Source organism: Endobacterium cereale (assembly GCF_009617585.1).
Lineage (GTDB): Bacteria > Pseudomonadota > Alphaproteobacteria > Rhizobiales > Rhizobiaceae > Neorhizobium > Neorhizobium cereale.
In genome coordinates, this window is sequence record NZ_WIXI01000022.1 from 515,387 (window position 1) to 531,829 (window position 16,443).

A 16,443-nucleotide genomic window follows, 5' to 3' on the forward strand; every position below is an offset into this window, starting at 1 on the left:
GGATTTCGGGCTATAGTCATCTTTAGCGAAGCAAACCCGAAGGCACCCATCCCGGATGATATTCTATCTTTCCAAAATAGTCTGGCTACTGCTGCAACCATTGTCTCTGGCCTTTTTCCTGTGTTTTGCCGGTGTCCTTCTGGCCTTGTTCCGCTTCAGAAGAGTGGGAGGCGCGCTTTCGCTTTGTGCAGCACTCTTGCTGTTCGTGACGCTCTACACCACGGCGGGCAGCGTCGCGTTGCAGGTACTGGAAGACCATGTGCGAAAACCGCAGGTAGACCCGACCAGCCTGTCGTGCATCATCGTTCTCGGAGGCGCATTCGAAACTCCGGTAACGACCAGCCGCGGCGGCATCGAACTCAATCAGGCGGCCGACCGCTTTGTCGAAACGGCAAGGCTGGCGCTGAAGTATCCGCAATCGAAAATTCTGGTGTCGGGCGGCGACGGATCTATCAGCGGCGCCTATGAGGGCGAGGCTGGGGCTTCGGAACGGTTCTTCTCCGCATTCGGCATCCATGCTGACCGATTGATAAAGGAAAACACATCTCGCAACACGTTCGAAAACATGCTGAATACTGCGGCGCTGCTGAAAGACAACAAGCTTTCGGACTGCCTGCTGGTCACTTCGGCCTTTCACATGCCGCGCTCGCTCGGGCTGTTTCGCCATGCAGGGCTGACAGTGATGGCGTGGCCGGTGGACTATCGCACCACCGGCATCGAAACGCTCGGCCTTGATTTCACACAGCCTTCCGTCAACGCGCAACAGACCGCAACGGCCGCACGCGAATGGCTGGGTCTTGTCGGATATTATCTGGCCGGACGCACCGGGTCGCTGATGCCGAACTGATTATTTCTTCGAGATGGTGACGAACTTGGCGCCACGAACGCGCACCGTCATCTGGCAGGGATCACCGCCCGTGCGATCGCAATATTTCGGCGCCATCTTGAAGACGAAGACCATATTGCCGAAACGCTTGATGAAATCGTAGGAAAAGATGCGGGCGGTGGCGATCATAAAATAACCGCCCTCCTTCACCTGCAGGTAAAAGTTATAGGGGCAGCCTTCTTCCGAGCTGCAGGCCGGCCCCTTGGTGCCGTCACAGGTGTAAGCGCCGTGATTGGCGATCGCATCGATCAAGCCATCATTGTTGATATCCAGCCGGGTGATGTAGTCTGCCCCGAACTCGGCCGTTTTGCATTGTTTGCGGAAATGATCTTTTTCATAAATTTCCGGATCGCTCAGCAGCTTCTGCTGGGCGGAAACCGGCAATGCCGCCACTAAAAAAAGCAGCGCAAATGCAAAGGACAATAGCTTCATCGAAATAACCCCGGGAAACAGCAGGCATGAAAAAGTCATGCTCGCCGATCTGTCGACCGGCGGCTTTGGCCCATAATCCCAGATGGTGCTTGCGTGGCGCTTGCGGGAAGCGCGCTCCATTTGCGCGCGCTGACTGCGATCAGCTTTTCTTTTCGCGAAGACGGATGATCACGTCGACATGCGCGATTTCCATGCCCTCCGGCGGTGCCGGCAGGTTGTCGATCGCCAGATTGTTGATCGGGATATCCAGCACTTCATTCCTTCCTTCAACGAAGAAGTGATGATGATCCGACGTGTTCGTGTCGAAATAGGTCTTTGCGCTCTCGACCGCGAGAACACGGATCATGCCCGCTTCGGTGAACTGGTGCAGAGTGTTATAGACGGTGGCGAGCGAAACCGGCACGCCAGCGGACGTCGCCTCCTCGTGCAGTTCCTCCACCGTCAGATGGCGGTCACCCTTGGCAAAAAGGAGATCGGCCAGTGCGATACGTTGCCGCGTCGGACGCAGCCCGCATACCCGCAATCTCGTTTCCACGTCCATGCTGGCTTCAGCCATCATGCAGGCAAACTCCCGTCATCTTTGATAAAGTTCAACACTCGATATAACTTTAGCGACGACTGGTTTCAATAGCGCACGTGTTCGCGCCATCACTGCCACCCTATGCGTCATGGAAAAAACGCAGATTCGACGTTTACGCCTCTGGTTTGGCGGCTTCGCTTCCTATATGCCCTCGTGATCGTATGGGGCATTCCCGGTTGATCGCGCAAGCGAATTGGGCCGCTCTCTTAATTTTGTGCCGATCCTGCTCTATAGCTTCGGATGGCCGCGACAGACGGAGTAATGGATAATCCTGATGGCAACGAGACAGTCCAGCTACAGCTACGAAGAAATCATCTCCTGCGCACATGGTGACCTCTTCGGACCCGGTAATGCGCAATTGCCGCTGCCGCCCATGCTGATGGTCCACCGCATCACGGACATTTCCGAAACCGGCGGCGCCTTCGACAAGGGCTATCTACGCGCCGAATACGACGTGCGTCCGGACGACTGGTATTTCCCATGCCATTTTGAAGGCAACCCGATCATGCCGGGCTGCCTCGGCCTTGACGGCATGTGGCAGCTGACCGGCTTCTTCCTCGGCTGGCTGGGTGAAGAAGGCCGCGGCATGGCGCTTTCCACCGGCGAAGTGAAGTTCAAGGGCATGATCCGCCCGACTACAAAACTTCTCGAATTCGGCATCGACTTCAAGCGCGTCATGAAGGGCCGCCTCGTGCTCGGCACCGCCGACGGCTGGCTGAAGGCCGATGGCGAAACCATTTATCAGGCAACCGACCTGCGTGTCGGCCTTGCCAAAGACAAGACGGCCTGAACCGCTTTTTTAAGAGCGGTCGACGAAAACAACAAAGGTTTGATCACATGAGACGGGTAGTAGTCACGGGCCTCGGGATCGTGTCCTCGATCGGTAACGATGCTGGCGAAGTCACCGAATCCCTGCGTCAGGCAAAGTCCGGCATTTCCTTTTCCGAGGATTTTGCCGAGCACGGCTTCAAGTGCCAGGTCTGGGGCAAGCCGAACATCGATACGACGGATCTCGTCGATCGCCGCGCCATGCGCTTTCTCTCCCAAGGCGGAGCGTGGAACCACGTCGCCATGAAGCAGGCGCTGGCTGACAGCGGCCTCGAAGAGAAGGACTACGCTCAGAACGAGCGTGCCGGCATCATTATGGGTTCGGGCGGTCCGTCCACCCGCACGCTGATCGAAGCCGCCGACATCACCATCAAGAACAACAGCCCGAAGCGCATCGGCCCGTTTGCCGTGCCGAAGGCAATGTCCTCGACGGCATCGGCAACGCTTGCCACCTGGTTCAAGATCCACGGCGTCAACTACTCGATCTCGTCGGCCTGCTCGACATCTGCGCACTGCATCGGCAATGCCGCTGAAATGATCCAATGGGGCAAGCAGGACATCATGTTCGCCGGCGGCCATGAAGATCTCGACTGGACCATGTCGAACCTGTTCGACGCCATGGGCGCCATGTCTTCCAAATACAACGACAACGCGCCAAGCGCCTCGCGCGCCTATGACGTTGATCGCGACGGTTTCGTCATCGCTGGCGGCGCAGGCGTTCTGGTTCTCGAAGAACTGGAACATGCCAAGGCCCGTGGCGCCAAGATCTACGCGGAAATCACCGGTTACGGTGCGACTTCCGATGGTTACGACATGGTCGCTCCGTCGGGCGAAGGCGCGATCCGCTGCATGCGCCAGGCACTTTCCACCGTGAAGGGCGATGTCGATTACATCAACACCCACGGCACCTCGACGCCGGTGGGCGATTCGAAGGAAATCGGCGCCATCCGCGAAGTGTTCGGCGATAAGATCCCGCACATCCAGTCGACCAAGTCCTTGACCGGCCACTCACTGGGTGCTGCCGGCGTGCAGGAATCGATCTACGGCCTTTTGATGATGCAGGCCGGCTTTATCGGTGAAAGCGCTCACATCCAGAACCTGGACCCGGAATTCGACGGCGTGCCGATCGTGCGCAAGCGCATCGACAATGCCAAGATCGACACCGTTCTTTCCAATTCCTTCGGCTTCGGCGGCACCAACGCCACGCTGGTCTTCCAGCGTTACAACGGATAATCGCCCATGACCGGTATCATGCAGGGCAAGCGCGGGCTCATCATGGGCGTCGCCAACAATCACTCCATCGCCTGGGGCATTGCCAAGGCGCTGTCGGCGCAGGGCGCGGAACTGGCCTTCACCTATCAGGGTGATGCGCTGGGCAAGCGTGTGAAGCCGCTTGCGGCAGAGGTCGGATCCGACTTCGTCATCCCGTGCGACGTGGAAGACATCGCATCCGTCGATTCGACCTTCGACGCCATCAAGGAGCGCTGGGGTTCTTTCGATTTCATCGTTCATGCCATCGGCTTTTCCGACAAGAACGAGCTGAAAGGCCAGTACGCCGAGACCACGCGCGAAAACTTTTCGCGCACCATGGTCATCTCGTGCTTCTCGTTCACCGAGATCGCCAAGCGCGCAGCCCCACTAATGACCAATGGTGGTTCGATGCTGACGCTGACCTATAACGGCTCGCAGCGCGTCATCCCGAACTACAACGTCATGGGTGTCGCCAAGGCTGCCCTGGAAGCCTCCGTGCGTTATCTGGCAGCGGATTTTGGCCCGCAGGACATTCGCGTCAACACGATCTCGGCAGGCCCGGTGCGCACGCTTGCCGGCGCCGGCATTTCGGACGCCCGCGCTATCTATGCCTGGAATAAGGAAAACGCACCGCTGCGCCGTACGGCCACCATCGAGGACATCGGTGGCTCGGCTCTTTACCTGCTGTCCGACCTGTCGCGCGGCGTCACGGGCGAAGTACACTATGTGGATGCCGGCTACAGCATCACCTCGCTGCCGACGCTCGACAAGCTGCGCAAGGCCGACGTCGAGTAATCGACCACTTCGTTATTGCTTCAATTCAGCGGCCGCCTGGATATTCCCGGCGGCCGCTGCTTCTTTCAGCAGATTTTTGGCTCTTGCCGGATCTTCTTCCACCAGCAAATGGGCAAGCTTCCATTTTGCCCAATGATCTTTTGTCTTTGGTAGGCTGAGTTCGAGATAGCGCCTCGCCAACGCAACATCCTTTTTCACGCCGTCGCCATCTGCGAGCATGAATGCCAGCATGTGGTAGGCCCAGATATTCCCGTTTTCTGCTGAGACGCGGTACCAGATGGCCGCTATTTTCAGATCGGCCTGGACACCGATGCCCTTCTGATAACACCAGCCGACTTTCAGTTGACCGTGTTTGTCGTTCTTGGCGGCCGAGCGTATGTACCAGTTGAAGGCCTGGACGGGGTCTTCTGCAACGCCCGCACCGTGCTCATAAAGCTCGCCGAGTTTGAAGGCTGCGACAGCATTGCCTTTTTCCGCGGAGACCCTGAAATAGCGGGCGACCTTGACAGCATCCTGTGCGTTTCCGGAATCGCGAGCCTGATAAAATTCGGCGGCGTTGAACCATTCCCAGGAATTTCTGATCTGGTCCGATTGAGCGGTCGCGGCTGAAAATAGCAGCCCAACAAGACTGCAGGCTATCCTGTTCATGCCATCCCCCAACGCCACCGAATGCAACCTTAGAATGCATTCGACGGCCTTGGCAAGGAGATTGGCAAAGCGTGTTACTTCTTCGCCCAGAGAACCTTGAACTTCGAATTGCGGCAGGTCTCGCCGCTTTCACGGAAGGCCTCTGCCAGAACCGGCTCATAGGTCAAGCCACGATTGGCCACCATCAGCAGCTGGCCGCCGCTGCGCAGCGAACTGGCTGCCGTGCGGATCATCGTCTTGCCAAGCTCGGGATCGGCCGCCTGCGCCTCATGGAAAGGCGGGTTCATGATGACGAGGTCGTATTTTTCCTTCGGCGGCTCGGCACCGAGATCCTGCCAGAAAAAGCGGGTGGCGAGATCGGGGCAGTTGCCGGCGAGATTACGCTTGGCAAACTCCAGCGCCTTCCAGTCTGCCTCGAAAAGGTCGATACGGTTGGTGCGGCGCGATTTCTCGGCCAGCATGACGGAGAGATAACCCCAGCCTGCGCCGAAGTCTGCAGCATTGCCGTCGAAATCAGTCGGCAGGCGGCTTGCGAGCAGCTCTGAGCCCGGATCGACGTGGTCATGGGAAAAGATGCCGGGAATCGTCTCAAAGCGTCCCTCGACCATGCCTGCGGTCTTGCGCAGCGCCTTGATGCTGGGGGACGCATCTTCCGGGCGTCCGAACCAGATGGCGACGCCGTGATATTTCGGGGCATAGTCGAGAATGATGCCGAGTTTCAGCAGCATGGTACGGATCGGCTGGATGCCGTCTTCCTTGCCGCCGGCGATGACGATGACGCCCCCGACCTTGACGCGGGCCAGAACCTCGGCAATGCGGTTTTCATTTTCGCCGCGATGTTTGCCGCAGAGCACGAGACCGAAATCGTAATCTTCGCCTTCCACTTCCGGGAAAGCGTTATCGCCAAGCGCGCGAAACAGCGGGCGGAACGGCTGTACGGCGGTGATATCGCCCAAAAACTCCGACGGCTTGGCATGGCCGGCCTCGGCGCCAAGGAAGAGCACACGCTCGCCCTCGACCGGCATCGGCACCGCATCGGTGGCAAAGGGATGGAAAAGCGTCTTGAGGGCGTCTCTGCTCATGATGTCGGACCTTGGGAATTTAGGGGCGGTTTTGTTATTTAAACGGATAAAGAAAAGGCGCGGAAGATGAAACTCCCGCGCCTCGATCTCTCGATAGACGAAAGCTTATTCTGCTGCTTCGCCTTCGGCCTTCTTGATTTCCTCGCCGGTGGTCTGGTCAACGACCTTCATCGACAGGCGAACCTTGCCGCGCTCGTCGAAGCCCATCAGCTTGACCCAAACCTTGTCGCCTTCCTTGACGATGTCGGAGGTCTTGGCAACGCGCTCGGAAGCGAGCTGCGAGATGTGGACCAGACCATCGCGGGCGCCGAAGAAGTTGACGAAGGCGCCGAAATCGGCGGTCTTCACAACGGTGCCTTCGTAGACCACGCCAACTTCCGGCTCGGCAACGATCGAGTGGATCCACTTGCGGGCCGCTTCGATTTCCTTGCCCGACGAAGATGCGATCTTGACGGTGCCGTCGTCTTCGATGTTGATCTTGGCGCCGGTCTTTTCGACGATTTCGCGGATGACCTTGCCGCCCGAACCGATGACTTCACGGATCTTGTCGACCGGGATGTTCATGACTTCGATGCGCGGTGCGAATTCGCCGAGCTGCGAGCGACCTTCGGTGATGGCATTCGCCATTTCGCCAAGGATGTGCTTGCGACCGCCCTGTGCCTGACCGAGAGCGACCTTCATGATCTCTTCGGTGATACCGGCGATCTTGATGTCCATCTGCAGCGAGGTGATGCCATCGGCAGTACCGGCTACCTTGAAGTCCATGTCGCCGAGGTGGTCTTCGTCGCCGAGGATGTCGGAGAGAACGGCAAAACGGTCGCCTTCGAGGATCAGACCCATGGCGATACCAGCAACCGGCTTTGCGAGCGGAACGCCGGCATCCATCAGAGCAAGCGAGGTGCCGCAGACGGTTGCCATCGAGGACGAGCCGTTGGACTCAGTGATCTCGGAGACGACGCGCAGCGTGTAGGGGAACTGTTCAGCCGATGGCAGCATCGGACGGATAGCGCGCCATGCGAGCTTGCCGTGACCGATTTCGCGACGGCCCGGGGAACCCATGCGGCCGGTTTCGCCAACAGAGTAGGGAGGGAAGTTGTAATGGAGCAGGAATCGCTCCTTGTACATGCCGGTCAGGCTGTCGACATACTGTTCGTCTTCGCCGGTGCCGAGCGTGGCAACAACGATCGCCTGCGTTTCACCGCGGGTGAAGAGAGCAGAACCGTGAGTGCGCGGCAGAACGCCGACTTCAGACACGATAGCGCGAACGGTTTCGAGATCGCGGCCGTCGATACGGCTCTTGGTGTCGAGGATGTTCCAGCGAACGATCTTGGCCTGCAGGTGCTTGAAGGTCGCGCCGATGACTTCGGCGGTGTACTTCGGCTCAACACCTTCCGGGAAGAAGTGCGCCTTCACCTTTGCCTTGACGGCGTCGACGGCTGCGTAACGTTCAGCCTTCTGGGTGTTCTTGTAGGCGGTGCGCAGCTCGGCTTCGAAATGCTGGAGCATTTCGGCTTCGAGTTCGGAATGATCTTCCGGCTGGAAATCGCGCGGTTCCTTGGCGGCAACTTCGGCGAGCTTGATGATCGCGTCGATGACCGGCTGGAAACCCTTGTGGCCGAACATGACGGCGCCAAGCATGACGTCTTCGTTCAGTTCCTTGGCTTCCGATTCAACCATCAGGACGGCGTCCTGGGTGCCGGCGACAACGAGATCGAGAACCGACTCGTCCATCTCGTCGAGATGCGGGTTCAGAACGTATTCGCCGTTGATGTAGCCGACGCGGGCGCCGCCGACCGGGCCCATGAACGGTACGCCGGAAATCGTCAGTGCTGCGGAAGCGGCAACCATCGACAGCACGTCGGGATCGTTTTCAAGGTCGTGCTGGACGACGGTGACGACAACCTGGGTGTCGTTCTTGTAACCTTCCGGGAAGAGCGGGCGGATCGGACGGTCGATCAGGCGGGAAACCAGGGTTTCCTTTTCCGACGGGCGACCTTCGCGCTTGAAATAGCCACCCGGGATCTTGCCGGCGGCGTAGGTCTTTTCCTGGTAGTTGACGGTCAGGGGGAAGAAGTCCTGACCCGGCTTCGGCGACTTGGCCGAAACGACGGTGGCGAGAACGACGGTTTCGCCGTAGGTGGCGAGAACGGCGCCGTCAGCCTGGCGGGCAATCTTGCCCGTTTCCAGCTTCAGCGGGCGGCCTGCCCATTCGATTTCGACGGTGTGGGTATTGAACATATAGTTGTCCTTCATTGCGGGAATGGCGTGACACCCTTTCTCAAGGCGCCGGCACAATCGACCGCAGATGTGACACATCACGGGCAAGACAACGAGAAGCTCCGATCCCTATTGAAGGGAGACATTGGCCAAGATTATCGAAAATCTCGGCCAACAAAGCATCCGGCAATCCTGCCCCATGACAGGTCGGGGTTGATCTGGCAAACCGGCCATCCGGTTTCGCCGACAGTTTTCGCGCACATCATGAACGCGACAGGCAAAGATCGGGCAAAGCCCGGAAAGAAGTCCGGCGGACACCCTGCTAAGGAGCGCCCGCCGGAAAAGGTCTTAGCGACGGATACCGAGGCTGGTGATCAGCTTGGTGTAACGGGCTTCATCCTTCTTCTTGACGTAGTCAAGAAGCGAACGGCGCGTGGAAACCATGGTCAGAAGGCCACGACGGGAGTGGTTGTCCTTCTTGTGGCCCTTGAAGTGTTCGGTCAGGTTGGTGATGCGCTCGGTGAGGATCGCAACCTGGACTTCCGGCGAACCGGTGTCGCCTTCAACGGTTGCGTATTCCTTGATGAGTTCGGCCTTGCGCTCTGCAGTGATCGACATCGTCTGATCCTTTATATGAAGAGGAATGTGGTCGCCAAAGGCCGAGATGTCGGTCAGCCTTGGCCGTGAATGCCGGGAACATGCCAATTGGCGGCACCTAGCTGGCGCTGCCTATAGACCATTCGGCATGGAATGGGAAGAGGCCCGCATTTTGAAGAGGCTGACGGCCTATCAGCCGAACACCCGCTTCGGACGGAACTCACCCTGAGCGATATCGCCGATGGCAACCAGGCGTCCCTTGGCGGTCGCATAGACTTCCGGCGCTTCGAGCGGAGCATCACGTCCGCGCACGATAACCGGATTGCCCATCCGGATGCGATAGGCCTGGTCTTCGCTGAGCGGCAGATGCGGCAGATCGGACAGCGCCTCGACGGTGTCGAACAGAAGCGCATCGAGTGCTGCCAGTCGTTCGTCGCGATCTTCAACGCTTTCCAGCGCCACGAGATCGGCGAGCGGCACCATCTTTTCTTCTGCGAATGGAGCAACGAAGGTGCGACGCAGGTTGGAGATATGACCGAAACAGCCGAGATCGACCCCGAAATCGCGAGCGAGCGCACGCACATACGTGCCCTTGCCGCATTCGACTTCGAAATGCGCGCAGTTCTTTTCGGCACCGAGTAGCGTCAGGCGAAAGATCTCGACTTCACGCGACGGGATCTCGACAACCTCTCCGCCACGGGCAAGGTCATAAGCGCGTTCGCCAGCGATCTTGATCGCCGAAAACTGCGGCGGGATCTGGCTGATAACACCGGTATAGTTCGGCAGGATATCGCGGATGTCCTGCTCGGCCGGGCGCTTGTCGGAGCTTTCGATCACTTCGCCTTCGAGATCGTCGGTCGAACGCTGCTCACCCCAAGTGACTGTGAATTCGTAGATCTTGCGGCCATCCATGACGTAAGGCACGGTTTTGGTGGCATCGCCCAAAGCGATCGGCAGCATGCCGGAGGCAAGCGGATCGAGCGTGCCGGCGTGACCGGCCTTCTGGGCATTGAACAGCCACTTGATCTTGGAAACGGCTTCTGTCGAGCCGAAATCAACGGGCTTGTCGAGGATCAGCCAGCCGGAGACCGGCCGGCCCTTGGGTTTACGCGGTTTGGACATTCTTCTCTATTCTTGCTCGTCGTCCGAGGTCTTGGCCCCGAGATCGCGCTGCACTTCAGGCGATTTCAGGAGCTCATCGATCTTCTTGTAATTGTCGAAGCTTGTATCGTCGCGGAAACGCACTTCAGGCATGTATCGCATCTGCCGCAATTGATTGCCGAGGCGCCCGCGAATGTATTTCGCATTGCGGTTCAGGGCATCAATGACTTCTTGATGGTCGTTCAGTCCGAGCGGCGTGACATAGGCGGTCGCGACCCTCAGATCAGTAGACATGCGCACTTCCGAAACGGAAATCACGGTCTTTTCGATCAGATCGTCGCGCACTTCGCCGCGCTGCAGAACCTGCGTAATGGCGGCGCGTACCTGCTCGCCGACGCGCAGCATCCGCTGCGAGGGCGCGGAAGATGTTGCTTTGCTCATTTCTTGTTTTTCTTTCTTCTCGTGTCCGCTTCGATACTGATCCTATCATAAAGATCGTCGTTTGGCGCGGGCAGGCGTGCTCCATGCCTTTTTGGCGGGCAAAGGTCAAGATCGACTGGGTATCACAGGCTGGCGGCTCATCGACTGGCCGATCATCAAACATTAGGGATCATGACGGCCACCCTCTTGACGAAAATCCGAAAACAGCCAATTTTTATGGTGTCTTCGCGTGCACTTACCGAACCCGCGAAAGAAACCTGGTGCCGGGCCCCTCTGGCGAGAGTTTTAACGGCGCTCTCGCGATGTCGGTGCCGCCTGCAAAACAGCCGGCGGATTATAAACGTCATGACACAATCCCAAATCTTTGGGATGGATGCCGCGTGCGGCATGACCATCTCCACCATGCCTGTTCTCTCCACCAGGGAGGATTTCGCATGAGCCAGTCCACCACCACAACGCTCGGCTATTTCCGCTGGGCCTTCATCATCACCGCGCTTGGCCTGATCCTCGGCGGCGTGCTCGGCTGGCAATCGACCGGCACGATCAGCGGTACGGCAACAATCTTCTTCATCTGCGTGGTTCTCGCAGTTCTGGAAATCTCGCTGTCCTTCGACAATGCGATCGTCAATGCCAACAAGCTGAAGGACATGACGCCGGAATGGCAGCATCGCTTCCTGACTTGGGGCATTCTGATTGCCGTATTCGGCATGCGTATCGTCTTCCCGCTGCTGATCGTGGTGATTGCCGCCCAGATCGGACCGATCGACGCGATCGTTCTGGCGGCCAGCCAGCCGGAAGAATATTCGCGGATCATGAATGACGCGCATCTGCCGATCGCAGCCTTCGGCGGCACCTTCCTGATGATGGTAGGGCTTTCCTACTTCTTCAATCAGGAAAAGGACGTGCACTGGATCCCGTTCCTCGAAAGCCCAATGGCGCGTTTTGCCGGCATCAAGGGGATCGAGATCGCGGTCGTCCTGCTGCTGATCCTGCTGTTCTCCCGCCTGCTGGGTGGCGAAGACGCGGTAACCTTCGTGCATTCTGCCATTTACGGCCTCGTCACCTTCCTGATTGTCGAGGTTATCGGCGGCCTGCTCGACGCGCAGCAGAAAACCATGTCGGAAGCCGCCAAGGGCGGTCTCGGCGCCTTCATCTATCTGGAAGTGCTGGATGCCAGTTTCTCTTTCGACGGCGTCATCGGCGCGTTTGCGCTGACACACAACCTGTTCATCATCGCGATCGGCCTTGGCATCGGCGCCATGTATGTTCGCTCGATGACGATCATGCTGGTCGAAAAGGGTACGCTTACGCATTACCGCTATCTCGAGCATGGCGCCTTCTACGCCATCTTGATCCTGTCGGTGATCATGTATGTGCAGACCATGTTCCACATTCCCGAGGTCATTACCGGCCTTGGTGGTGCAACCCTGATCGGTATCTCGCTATGGTCCTCGATCCGCTATAATCGTCGACATGTTGCAGAGGACGAGCAGGCGGGAACGCTTGATCGACCGGTTAAGGCAGCGGTCAGCGAGGCCTGATCTCTTCCCTATCGCTTGAAATCGAAAACCGCCCGTCACCCCGGTGACGGGCGGTTTTCTTTTGCCGTCGAAGATCAGGCGGTTCGGTTGAGGCCGGTTCGTTGTGCCGCCAAACGTTCCGCAAACACCAGTGTGTCGTAAATCAGCACGGCCAATGCTGCGACCACCACGCCGCCCTGCAGGATGAAGGCAAGATTGTTGGACTGCAGGCCGGCGATGATGACTTCCCCCAGCGTGCGGGCCGCGACCGTAGAGCCGATCGTCGCGGTTGCCAGGCTGATGACGATCGACAGCCTGATGCCACCGAGAATGAGCGGGAATGCCAACGGCAGCTCTACCTTGATCAAGCGCTGCCAGCCAGTCATGCCGGTGCCTCGCGCCGCCTCCATAACCGGTCCCGGCAAGGTGGTGAGACCGGTGAGGGTATTTTCGAAAATCGGCAGAAGACCGTAGAGAAACAGCGCAATCAGTGTCGGCCAGGTACCAAATCCAAGCATGGGGACGGCCAGAGCGAGAACCGCCACGGGCGGAAAAGTCTGGCCGATATTCACCAGGCTGCGGGATAGAGGCAGGAATTCACGACCCGATTCACGTGTGACGAGAATGGCAAGGCCGACCGCGACGAGAGTTGAGGCAATGGTAGCCGCAAAAACCATCAGCAGATGCGATATCGTCAGCGACAGAAGGCTGGCCTGAACATAGACGGGAGGCGCGCCATTTTCGGTCAACGGTCTCAGCAGCGATGCAAACCATTCCGGCCGAGCAAGAAATGTCGCCAGAGCGAGAAGGACTGCAAGCCGGATCAGGAACGACAGTCCGACCCTCATGCCGGCCTCGCCTGTTTCAGGAGACTATCGACCGTAACACGCCCGGCCACGATGCCATCCTTGCCGGTCACCGGCAAAGCCGGACGACCTGACCAGAGCAGTTCCGCCAGAGCATCACGCTGACTGGCCTCCCCGGAAATCGGCTCTCCCTCCGCCACACCCGGCTCCATGGCCTTTTCGACAGGGTTAAGCGCCAGGAGGCGGAAGGGTCTTTCCGCGGTACCGATCAGCGACGCCACGAAATCCGTCGCAGGATTGGCGAGCATCTCGGTCGGCGTCGCATATTGCAGCAGGCGCCCCCCATCCATGACGGCGATCCTGTCGGCGAGGCCAAAGGCCTCCTCCATGTCATGGGTGACGAGAATGATGGTCGTGCCAAAATGTTTCTGGATGGCGAGGAGATCATCCTGCGCCTTGGCGCGAATGACCGGATCGAGGGCGCCAAATGGTTCGTCCATTAGGAGCAGGTTCGGTTCGGCGGCAAGCGCGCGGGCGACGCCAACACGCTGGCTCTGGCCACCCGAGAGCTCATGCGGGAAACGCGGGCCAAACGCCACGGGATCGAGCTGGAAGAGCTTGAGCAGTTCCTCTACACGCGCGTCGATTCGATCCTGCGGCCAGCCCAGCAGTTTTGGCACGGTGGCGATATTTTCGGCAACGGTGCGGTGGGGAAACAGGCCATGGCCCTGAATGGCGTAACCAATACGACGGCGCAGTTCGTGCGGGGCAATCGCCCCGTTATCTTCACCGTCGATGCGGATGGTGCCCCTGGTCGGTTCCACCAGCCGGTTGATCATCCGCAGCAATGTCGTCTTGCCCGAACCGGACGTGCCGACGATGACGGTGATCGACCCCGCATCGATCGTCATCGATACATTGTCGACCACGGTGACATCGCCATAGGCCTTGCTGATTGCGTCGATCTCGATCATGCGGTCGCTTCCTTCCTGCCGGTGCCACTGCCTGCGTTTGCGGGTGCCACAAGTTCAACAATGGCATCGAGAATGACGGCTGCGGCAAAAGCCATGGTAACGGTCGGAACGGCGCCTAGGAGAACAAGATCCATCGCGGTCTGGCCGAGCCCCTGGAACACGAAGACACCGAAACCGCCACCACCGATCAGGGCCGCAATGGTGGCAAGTCCGATATTCTGCACGAGCACGATGCGGATGCCGGTCAGGATGACCGGAAAGGCGAGCGGCAATTCGACCTGCGTCAAACGCTGACGATCCGTCATGCCGACGCCGCGAGCGGCATCATTGGCTTCGGCCGGCACGCCGGCAAGACCGCCGACCGTATTGGCCACCATTGGCAGCAGCGAATAAAGAAACAGCGCCAAGAATGCCGGCGCCATGCCGATGCCACGAATGCCAAGATCGGCCGCACCCGGCACATTGGCGGCCACCCATGACAAGGGTCCGATGAGAATGCCGAACAGCGCGATCGACGGAATGGTCTGGACGATGTTGAGCAGGTTGAGGATCGCAGAGCGCGCCGGCTCCACACGATGGCAAAGAATGCCAAGCGGAATGCCGACCACGGCCGCAACGGCAAGAGAACCAAGCGCGAGCGTCACATGTCGCCCGGCCTCGAGCCAGAAGGTGTCGGCACGCGAAGAATATTCCTTCAGGATCGACAGGCCATCCCATAGTCCGGAGGCCAGAACGAAGGCGATAGCTGCGATGATGGCCGTTAAAATGGCAATACGCATCCAGGGCGGCGGCCGCAGACGCGCCAGGCAATCCGTCGCCAGCAATGCGAACGCGGCACTCAGCAGCCAGAAACCGGAGCCGGGCGAGACGCGGGCGTAATTATTGCCTTCTGGCGTAAGAAACCCGGCAGCGTTGCCGATGGCGAATGCCAGCACCGCCAGCATCACAAGACTTGCCAGCAGCTTCAGGAATAGGGGCAAACGAAGGAGCGCCATCACGATGGCGATGGCGGAAAGCACCAGGAGAATGGCACCAAGCGAAGGCGGGAGGGCTGAGAATAGCGACCTTCCCTCCCCCTGCACGATACGATTGGCGCGAAACAGCGCAAAAGGCGCGACCAGCCCATAAGCAGCAATCAGGGCGACCACCACTCCAACCCGGTCAATCCGGTTCAGGCCAAACCGCATCCATTCCCCTGTTCTAAGCTTGCTCAAGGTTCAGGATTACTTCAGGAAACCATTCTTCTTGAGAAAGTCCTCGGCGACGGCCTTGGCGGGTTCACCACCGAGCTGGACGCGGCCATTCAGTTCCTGCAGCGTCACGCGATCGAGCTTTTCGAAGACGGGCTTGAGCAGGCTTTCGATTTGCGGATTTTCCTTCAAAACCTTTTCGCGGATGATCGGAGCAGGCTGGTAAACCGGCTGCACACCCTTGTCATCTTCCAAAACGACGAGGCCAGACGGGGCGATACCGCCATCGGTGCCATAGACCATGGCCGCATTGGCACCACTGGTCTGGTTGGCGGCAGCAGCAATCGTTGCCGCCGTGTCACCGCCGGAAAGCGTGATCAGCTGATCAGGCTTGAGGGTGAAACCATAGGCCTTCTGAAAGGCTGGCAGGGCTGCAGCCGAATTGACGAATTCCGACGAGGCCGCAAGCTTCACCGTGCCGCCGTCAGCGACATATTTGCCGAAATCGCTCAAGGTGACGAGCTTGCCGGCATCCGTCACATCCTTGCGCAGCGCGATCGCCCAGGTGTTGTTGGCCGGCGACGGTGTCAGCCAGACGATCTTGTTGGCATCGTAATCCAGCTTCTTGGCCTGCTCATACGCCTTGGCAGCATCGTTCCAGGCGGCGTCACCGCCCTTCTCGAAAAAGAAGGCCGCGTTGCCGGTATATTCCGGATAGATATCGATCTCGCCTGCGGTAATCGCTTTGCGCACAACAGGGGTCGCGCCAAGCTGGATGCGATCCGTGGTCTTGATGCCATTGGCACCCAGAACCGACAGGATGATATTGCCCAGCACGCCGCCTTCGGTATCGATTTTCGAGGAGACAACTACCTGTGCCTGTGCCTGACTGAAGGCGAAAGAGGCTGCAAAAACGGCCCCGGCAAGTTTCGTGATCATACGCATAACGATTGTCTCTCCCTGTGAGGCCATGTGTTGCAGTTGACCATTCAACGACGGCCGACCGGCTCTGTCGCGGTATGGTTTTGCAATTAGGTCTCGGCAGGAGAAAAAACAGGGCGCGCTGACGTACAGACCCGAAAAAGGATAACCGGG

Annotated in this window: 17 protein-coding genes; 5 read left to right on the forward strand and 12 right to left on the reverse strand. The window is 58.8% G+C overall.

Features of this window, described 5'->3' with window-relative positions:
- Nucleotides 1-58 precede the first annotated feature (58 nt).
- A complete protein-coding gene (locus GAO09_RS02760; protein ID WP_324185001.1) occupies nt 59-847 on the forward strand; it encodes a YdcF family protein in 789 nt (262 codons plus the stop codon).
- Here GAO09_RS02760 and GAO09_RS02765 read toward each other — a convergent pair whose 3' ends face one another.
- Both GAO09_RS02765 and irrA read right to left on the reverse strand, forming a co-directional pair.
- Nucleotides 848-1,318 (reverse strand): hypothetical protein, encoded by a 471-nt coding sequence (locus GAO09_RS02765; protein WP_153352502.1) that lies wholly within the window; start codon nt 1,316-1,318, stop codon nt 848-850.
- 139 nt (nt 1,319-1,457) lie between these two features.
- Nucleotides 1,458-1,874, reverse strand: a complete 417-nt coding sequence (gene irrA, locus GAO09_RS02770) for an iron response transcriptional regulator IrrA (RefSeq protein WP_373458488.1) — start codon at nt 1,872-1,874, stop codon at nt 1,458-1,460.
- Between the two features lie 298 nt (nt 1,875-2,172).
- Here irrA and fabA point away from each other — a divergent pair, with 298 nt between their 5' ends.
- Genes fabA through fabI form a run of 3 tightly spaced genes read left to right on the forward strand, consistent with a single transcriptional unit; the run spans nt 2,173 to nt 4,772 of the window.
- Nucleotides 2,173-2,688 carry a 3-hydroxyacyl-[acyl-carrier-protein] dehydratase FabA gene (fabA, locus tag GAO09_RS02775; protein ID WP_153352503.1) on the forward strand — a complete coding sequence of 172 codons (516 nt, stop codon included), beginning with the start codon at nt 2,173-2,175 and terminating at the stop codon, nt 2,686-2,688.
- Between the two features lie 47 nt (nt 2,689-2,735).
- Nucleotides 2,736-3,959 (forward strand): beta-ketoacyl-ACP synthase I, encoded by a 1,224-nt coding sequence (gene fabB / locus GAO09_RS02780; RefSeq protein ID WP_153352504.1) that lies wholly within the window; start codon nt 2,736-2,738, stop codon nt 3,957-3,959.
- 6 nt (nt 3,960-3,965) lie between these two features.
- On the forward strand, nt 3,966-4,772 hold the full coding sequence (gene fabI, locus GAO09_RS02785; protein WP_153352505.1) for an enoyl-ACP reductase FabI: 807 nt from the start codon (nt 3,966-3,968) through the stop codon (nt 4,770-4,772).
- A gap of 12 nt (nt 4,773-4,784) precedes the next feature.
- Here the strand turns inward: fabI and GAO09_RS02790 are convergent, their stop codons facing one another.
- The 6 genes from GAO09_RS02790 to rbfA form a co-directional block, all read right to left on the reverse strand.
- Nucleotides 4,785-5,438, reverse strand: coding sequence for a tetratricopeptide repeat protein (locus GAO09_RS02790; RefSeq protein ID WP_338015042.1), 654 nt, complete (start codon nt 5,436-5,438; stop codon nt 4,785-4,787).
- Between the two features lie 56 nt (nt 5,439-5,494).
- Nucleotides 5,495-6,502 carry a class I SAM-dependent methyltransferase gene (locus tag GAO09_RS02795; protein WP_153352507.1) on the reverse strand — a complete coding sequence of 336 codons (1,008 nt, stop codon included), beginning with the start codon at nt 6,500-6,502 and terminating at the stop codon, nt 5,495-5,497.
- A gap of 105 nt (nt 6,503-6,607) precedes the next feature.
- Entirely contained in the window at nt 6,608-8,740 is a 2,133-nt protein-coding gene (pnp, locus tag GAO09_RS02800; RefSeq protein ID WP_153352508.1) for a polyribonucleotide nucleotidyltransferase, read from the reverse strand.
- Nucleotides 8,741-9,067: 327 nt separating this feature from the next.
- Nucleotides 9,068-9,337, reverse strand: a complete 270-nt coding sequence (gene rpsO, locus GAO09_RS02805; protein WP_112729456.1) for a 30S ribosomal protein S15 — start codon at nt 9,335-9,337, stop codon at nt 9,068-9,070.
- A 171-nt stretch (nt 9,338-9,508) separates the two neighbouring features.
- Complete coding sequence (truB, locus tag GAO09_RS02810; RefSeq protein ID WP_153352509.1) at nt 9,509-10,438, reverse strand: tRNA pseudouridine(55) synthase TruB; 930 nt, start codon at nt 10,436-10,438, stop codon at nt 9,509-9,511.
- 6 nt (nt 10,439-10,444) lie between these two features.
- A complete protein-coding gene (gene rbfA / locus GAO09_RS02815) occupies nt 10,445-10,858 on the reverse strand; it encodes a 30S ribosome-binding factor RbfA (RefSeq protein WP_153352510.1) in 414 nt (137 codons plus the stop codon).
- Between the two features lie 434 nt (nt 10,859-11,292).
- On the opposite strand from rbfA, the gene GAO09_RS02820 reads away from it, so the two are divergent.
- Nucleotides 11,293-12,399 carry a DUF475 domain-containing protein gene (locus tag GAO09_RS02820; protein ID WP_153352511.1) on the forward strand — a complete coding sequence of 369 codons (1,107 nt, stop codon included), beginning with the start codon at nt 11,293-11,295 and terminating at the stop codon, nt 12,397-12,399.
- A 74-nt stretch (nt 12,400-12,473) separates the two neighbouring features.
- Here the strand turns inward: GAO09_RS02820 and GAO09_RS02825 are convergent, their stop codons facing one another.
- From GAO09_RS02825 to osmF, 4 genes are read right to left on the reverse strand one after another with little or no spacing between them, the layout of a single operon-like run.
- Nucleotides 12,474-13,226: an ABC transporter permease gene (locus GAO09_RS02825; RefSeq protein WP_153352512.1), complete on the reverse strand. Its 753-nt coding sequence runs from the start codon at nt 13,224-13,226 to the stop codon at nt 12,474-12,476.
- Nucleotides 13,223-14,158, reverse strand: coding sequence for an ABC transporter ATP-binding protein (locus GAO09_RS02830; RefSeq protein WP_153352513.1), 936 nt, complete (start codon nt 14,156-14,158; stop codon nt 13,223-13,225). The genes GAO09_RS02825 and GAO09_RS02830 overlap by 4 nt, the downstream gene beginning before the upstream one ends.
- Complete coding sequence (locus GAO09_RS02835; protein WP_153352514.1) at nt 14,155-15,345, reverse strand: ABC transporter permease; 1,191 nt, start codon at nt 15,343-15,345, stop codon at nt 14,155-14,157. The genes GAO09_RS02830 and GAO09_RS02835 overlap by 4 nt, the downstream gene beginning before the upstream one ends.
- Before the next feature lie 36 nt (nt 15,346-15,381).
- On the reverse strand, nt 15,382-16,293 hold the full coding sequence (gene osmF, locus GAO09_RS02840; RefSeq protein WP_153352515.1) for a glycine betaine ABC transporter substrate-binding protein OsmF: 912 nt from the start codon (nt 16,291-16,293) through the stop codon (nt 15,382-15,384).
- Between the last annotated feature and the right edge of the window lie 150 nt (nt 16,294-16,443).

What these genes read in the sequence shown, in the direction of transcription:
- GAO09_RS02765 (WP_153352502.1), bottom strand. Translation starts at nt 1,318, where the DNA reads ATGAAGCTATTGTCCTTTGCATTTGCGCTGCTTTTTTTAGTGGCGGCA.
- irrA (WP_373458488.1), bottom strand. Translation starts at nt 1,874, where the DNA reads ATGGCTGAAGCCAGCATGGACGTGGAAACGAGATTGCGGGTATGCGGG.
- fabA (WP_153352503.1), top strand. Translation starts at nt 2,173, where the DNA reads ATGGCAACGAGACAGTCCAGCTACAGCTACGAAGAAATCATCTCCTGC.
- fabB (WP_153352504.1), top strand. Translation starts at nt 2,736, where the DNA reads ATGAGACGGGTAGTAGTCACGGGCCTCGGGATCGTGTCCTCGATCGGT.
- fabI (WP_153352505.1), top strand. Translation starts at nt 3,966, where the DNA reads ATGACCGGTATCATGCAGGGCAAGCGCGGGCTCATCATGGGCGTCGCC.
- GAO09_RS02795 (WP_153352507.1), bottom strand. Translation starts at nt 6,502, where the DNA reads ATGAGCAGAGACGCCCTCAAGACGCTTTTCCATCCCTTTGCCACCGAT.
- pnp (WP_153352508.1), bottom strand. Translation starts at nt 8,740, where the DNA reads ATGTTCAATACCCACACCGTCGAAATCGAATGGGCAGGCCGCCCGCTG.
- rpsO (WP_112729456.1), bottom strand. Translation starts at nt 9,337, where the DNA reads ATGTCGATCACTGCAGAGCGCAAGGCCGAACTCATCAAGGAATACGCA.
- truB (WP_153352509.1), bottom strand. Translation starts at nt 10,438, where the DNA reads ATGTCCAAACCGCGTAAACCCAAGGGCCGGCCGGTCTCCGGCTGGCTG.
- rbfA (WP_153352510.1), bottom strand. Translation starts at nt 10,858, where the DNA reads ATGAGCAAAGCAACATCTTCCGCGCCCTCGCAGCGGATGCTGCGCGTC.
- GAO09_RS02820 (WP_153352511.1), top strand. Translation starts at nt 11,293, where the DNA reads ATGAGCCAGTCCACCACCACAACGCTCGGCTATTTCCGCTGGGCCTTC.
- GAO09_RS02825 (WP_153352512.1), bottom strand. Translation starts at nt 13,226, where the DNA reads ATGAGGGTCGGACTGTCGTTCCTGATCCGGCTTGCAGTCCTTCTCGCT.
- GAO09_RS02830 (WP_153352513.1), bottom strand. Translation starts at nt 14,158, where the DNA reads ATGATCGAGATCGACGCAATCAGCAAGGCCTATGGCGATGTCACCGTG.
- GAO09_RS02835 (WP_153352514.1), bottom strand. Translation starts at nt 15,345, where the DNA reads ATGCGGTTTGGCCTGAACCGGATTGACCGGGTTGGAGTGGTGGTCGCC.
- osmF (WP_153352515.1), bottom strand. Translation starts at nt 16,293, where the DNA reads ATGCGTATGATCACGAAACTTGCCGGGGCCGTTTTTGCAGCCTCTTTC.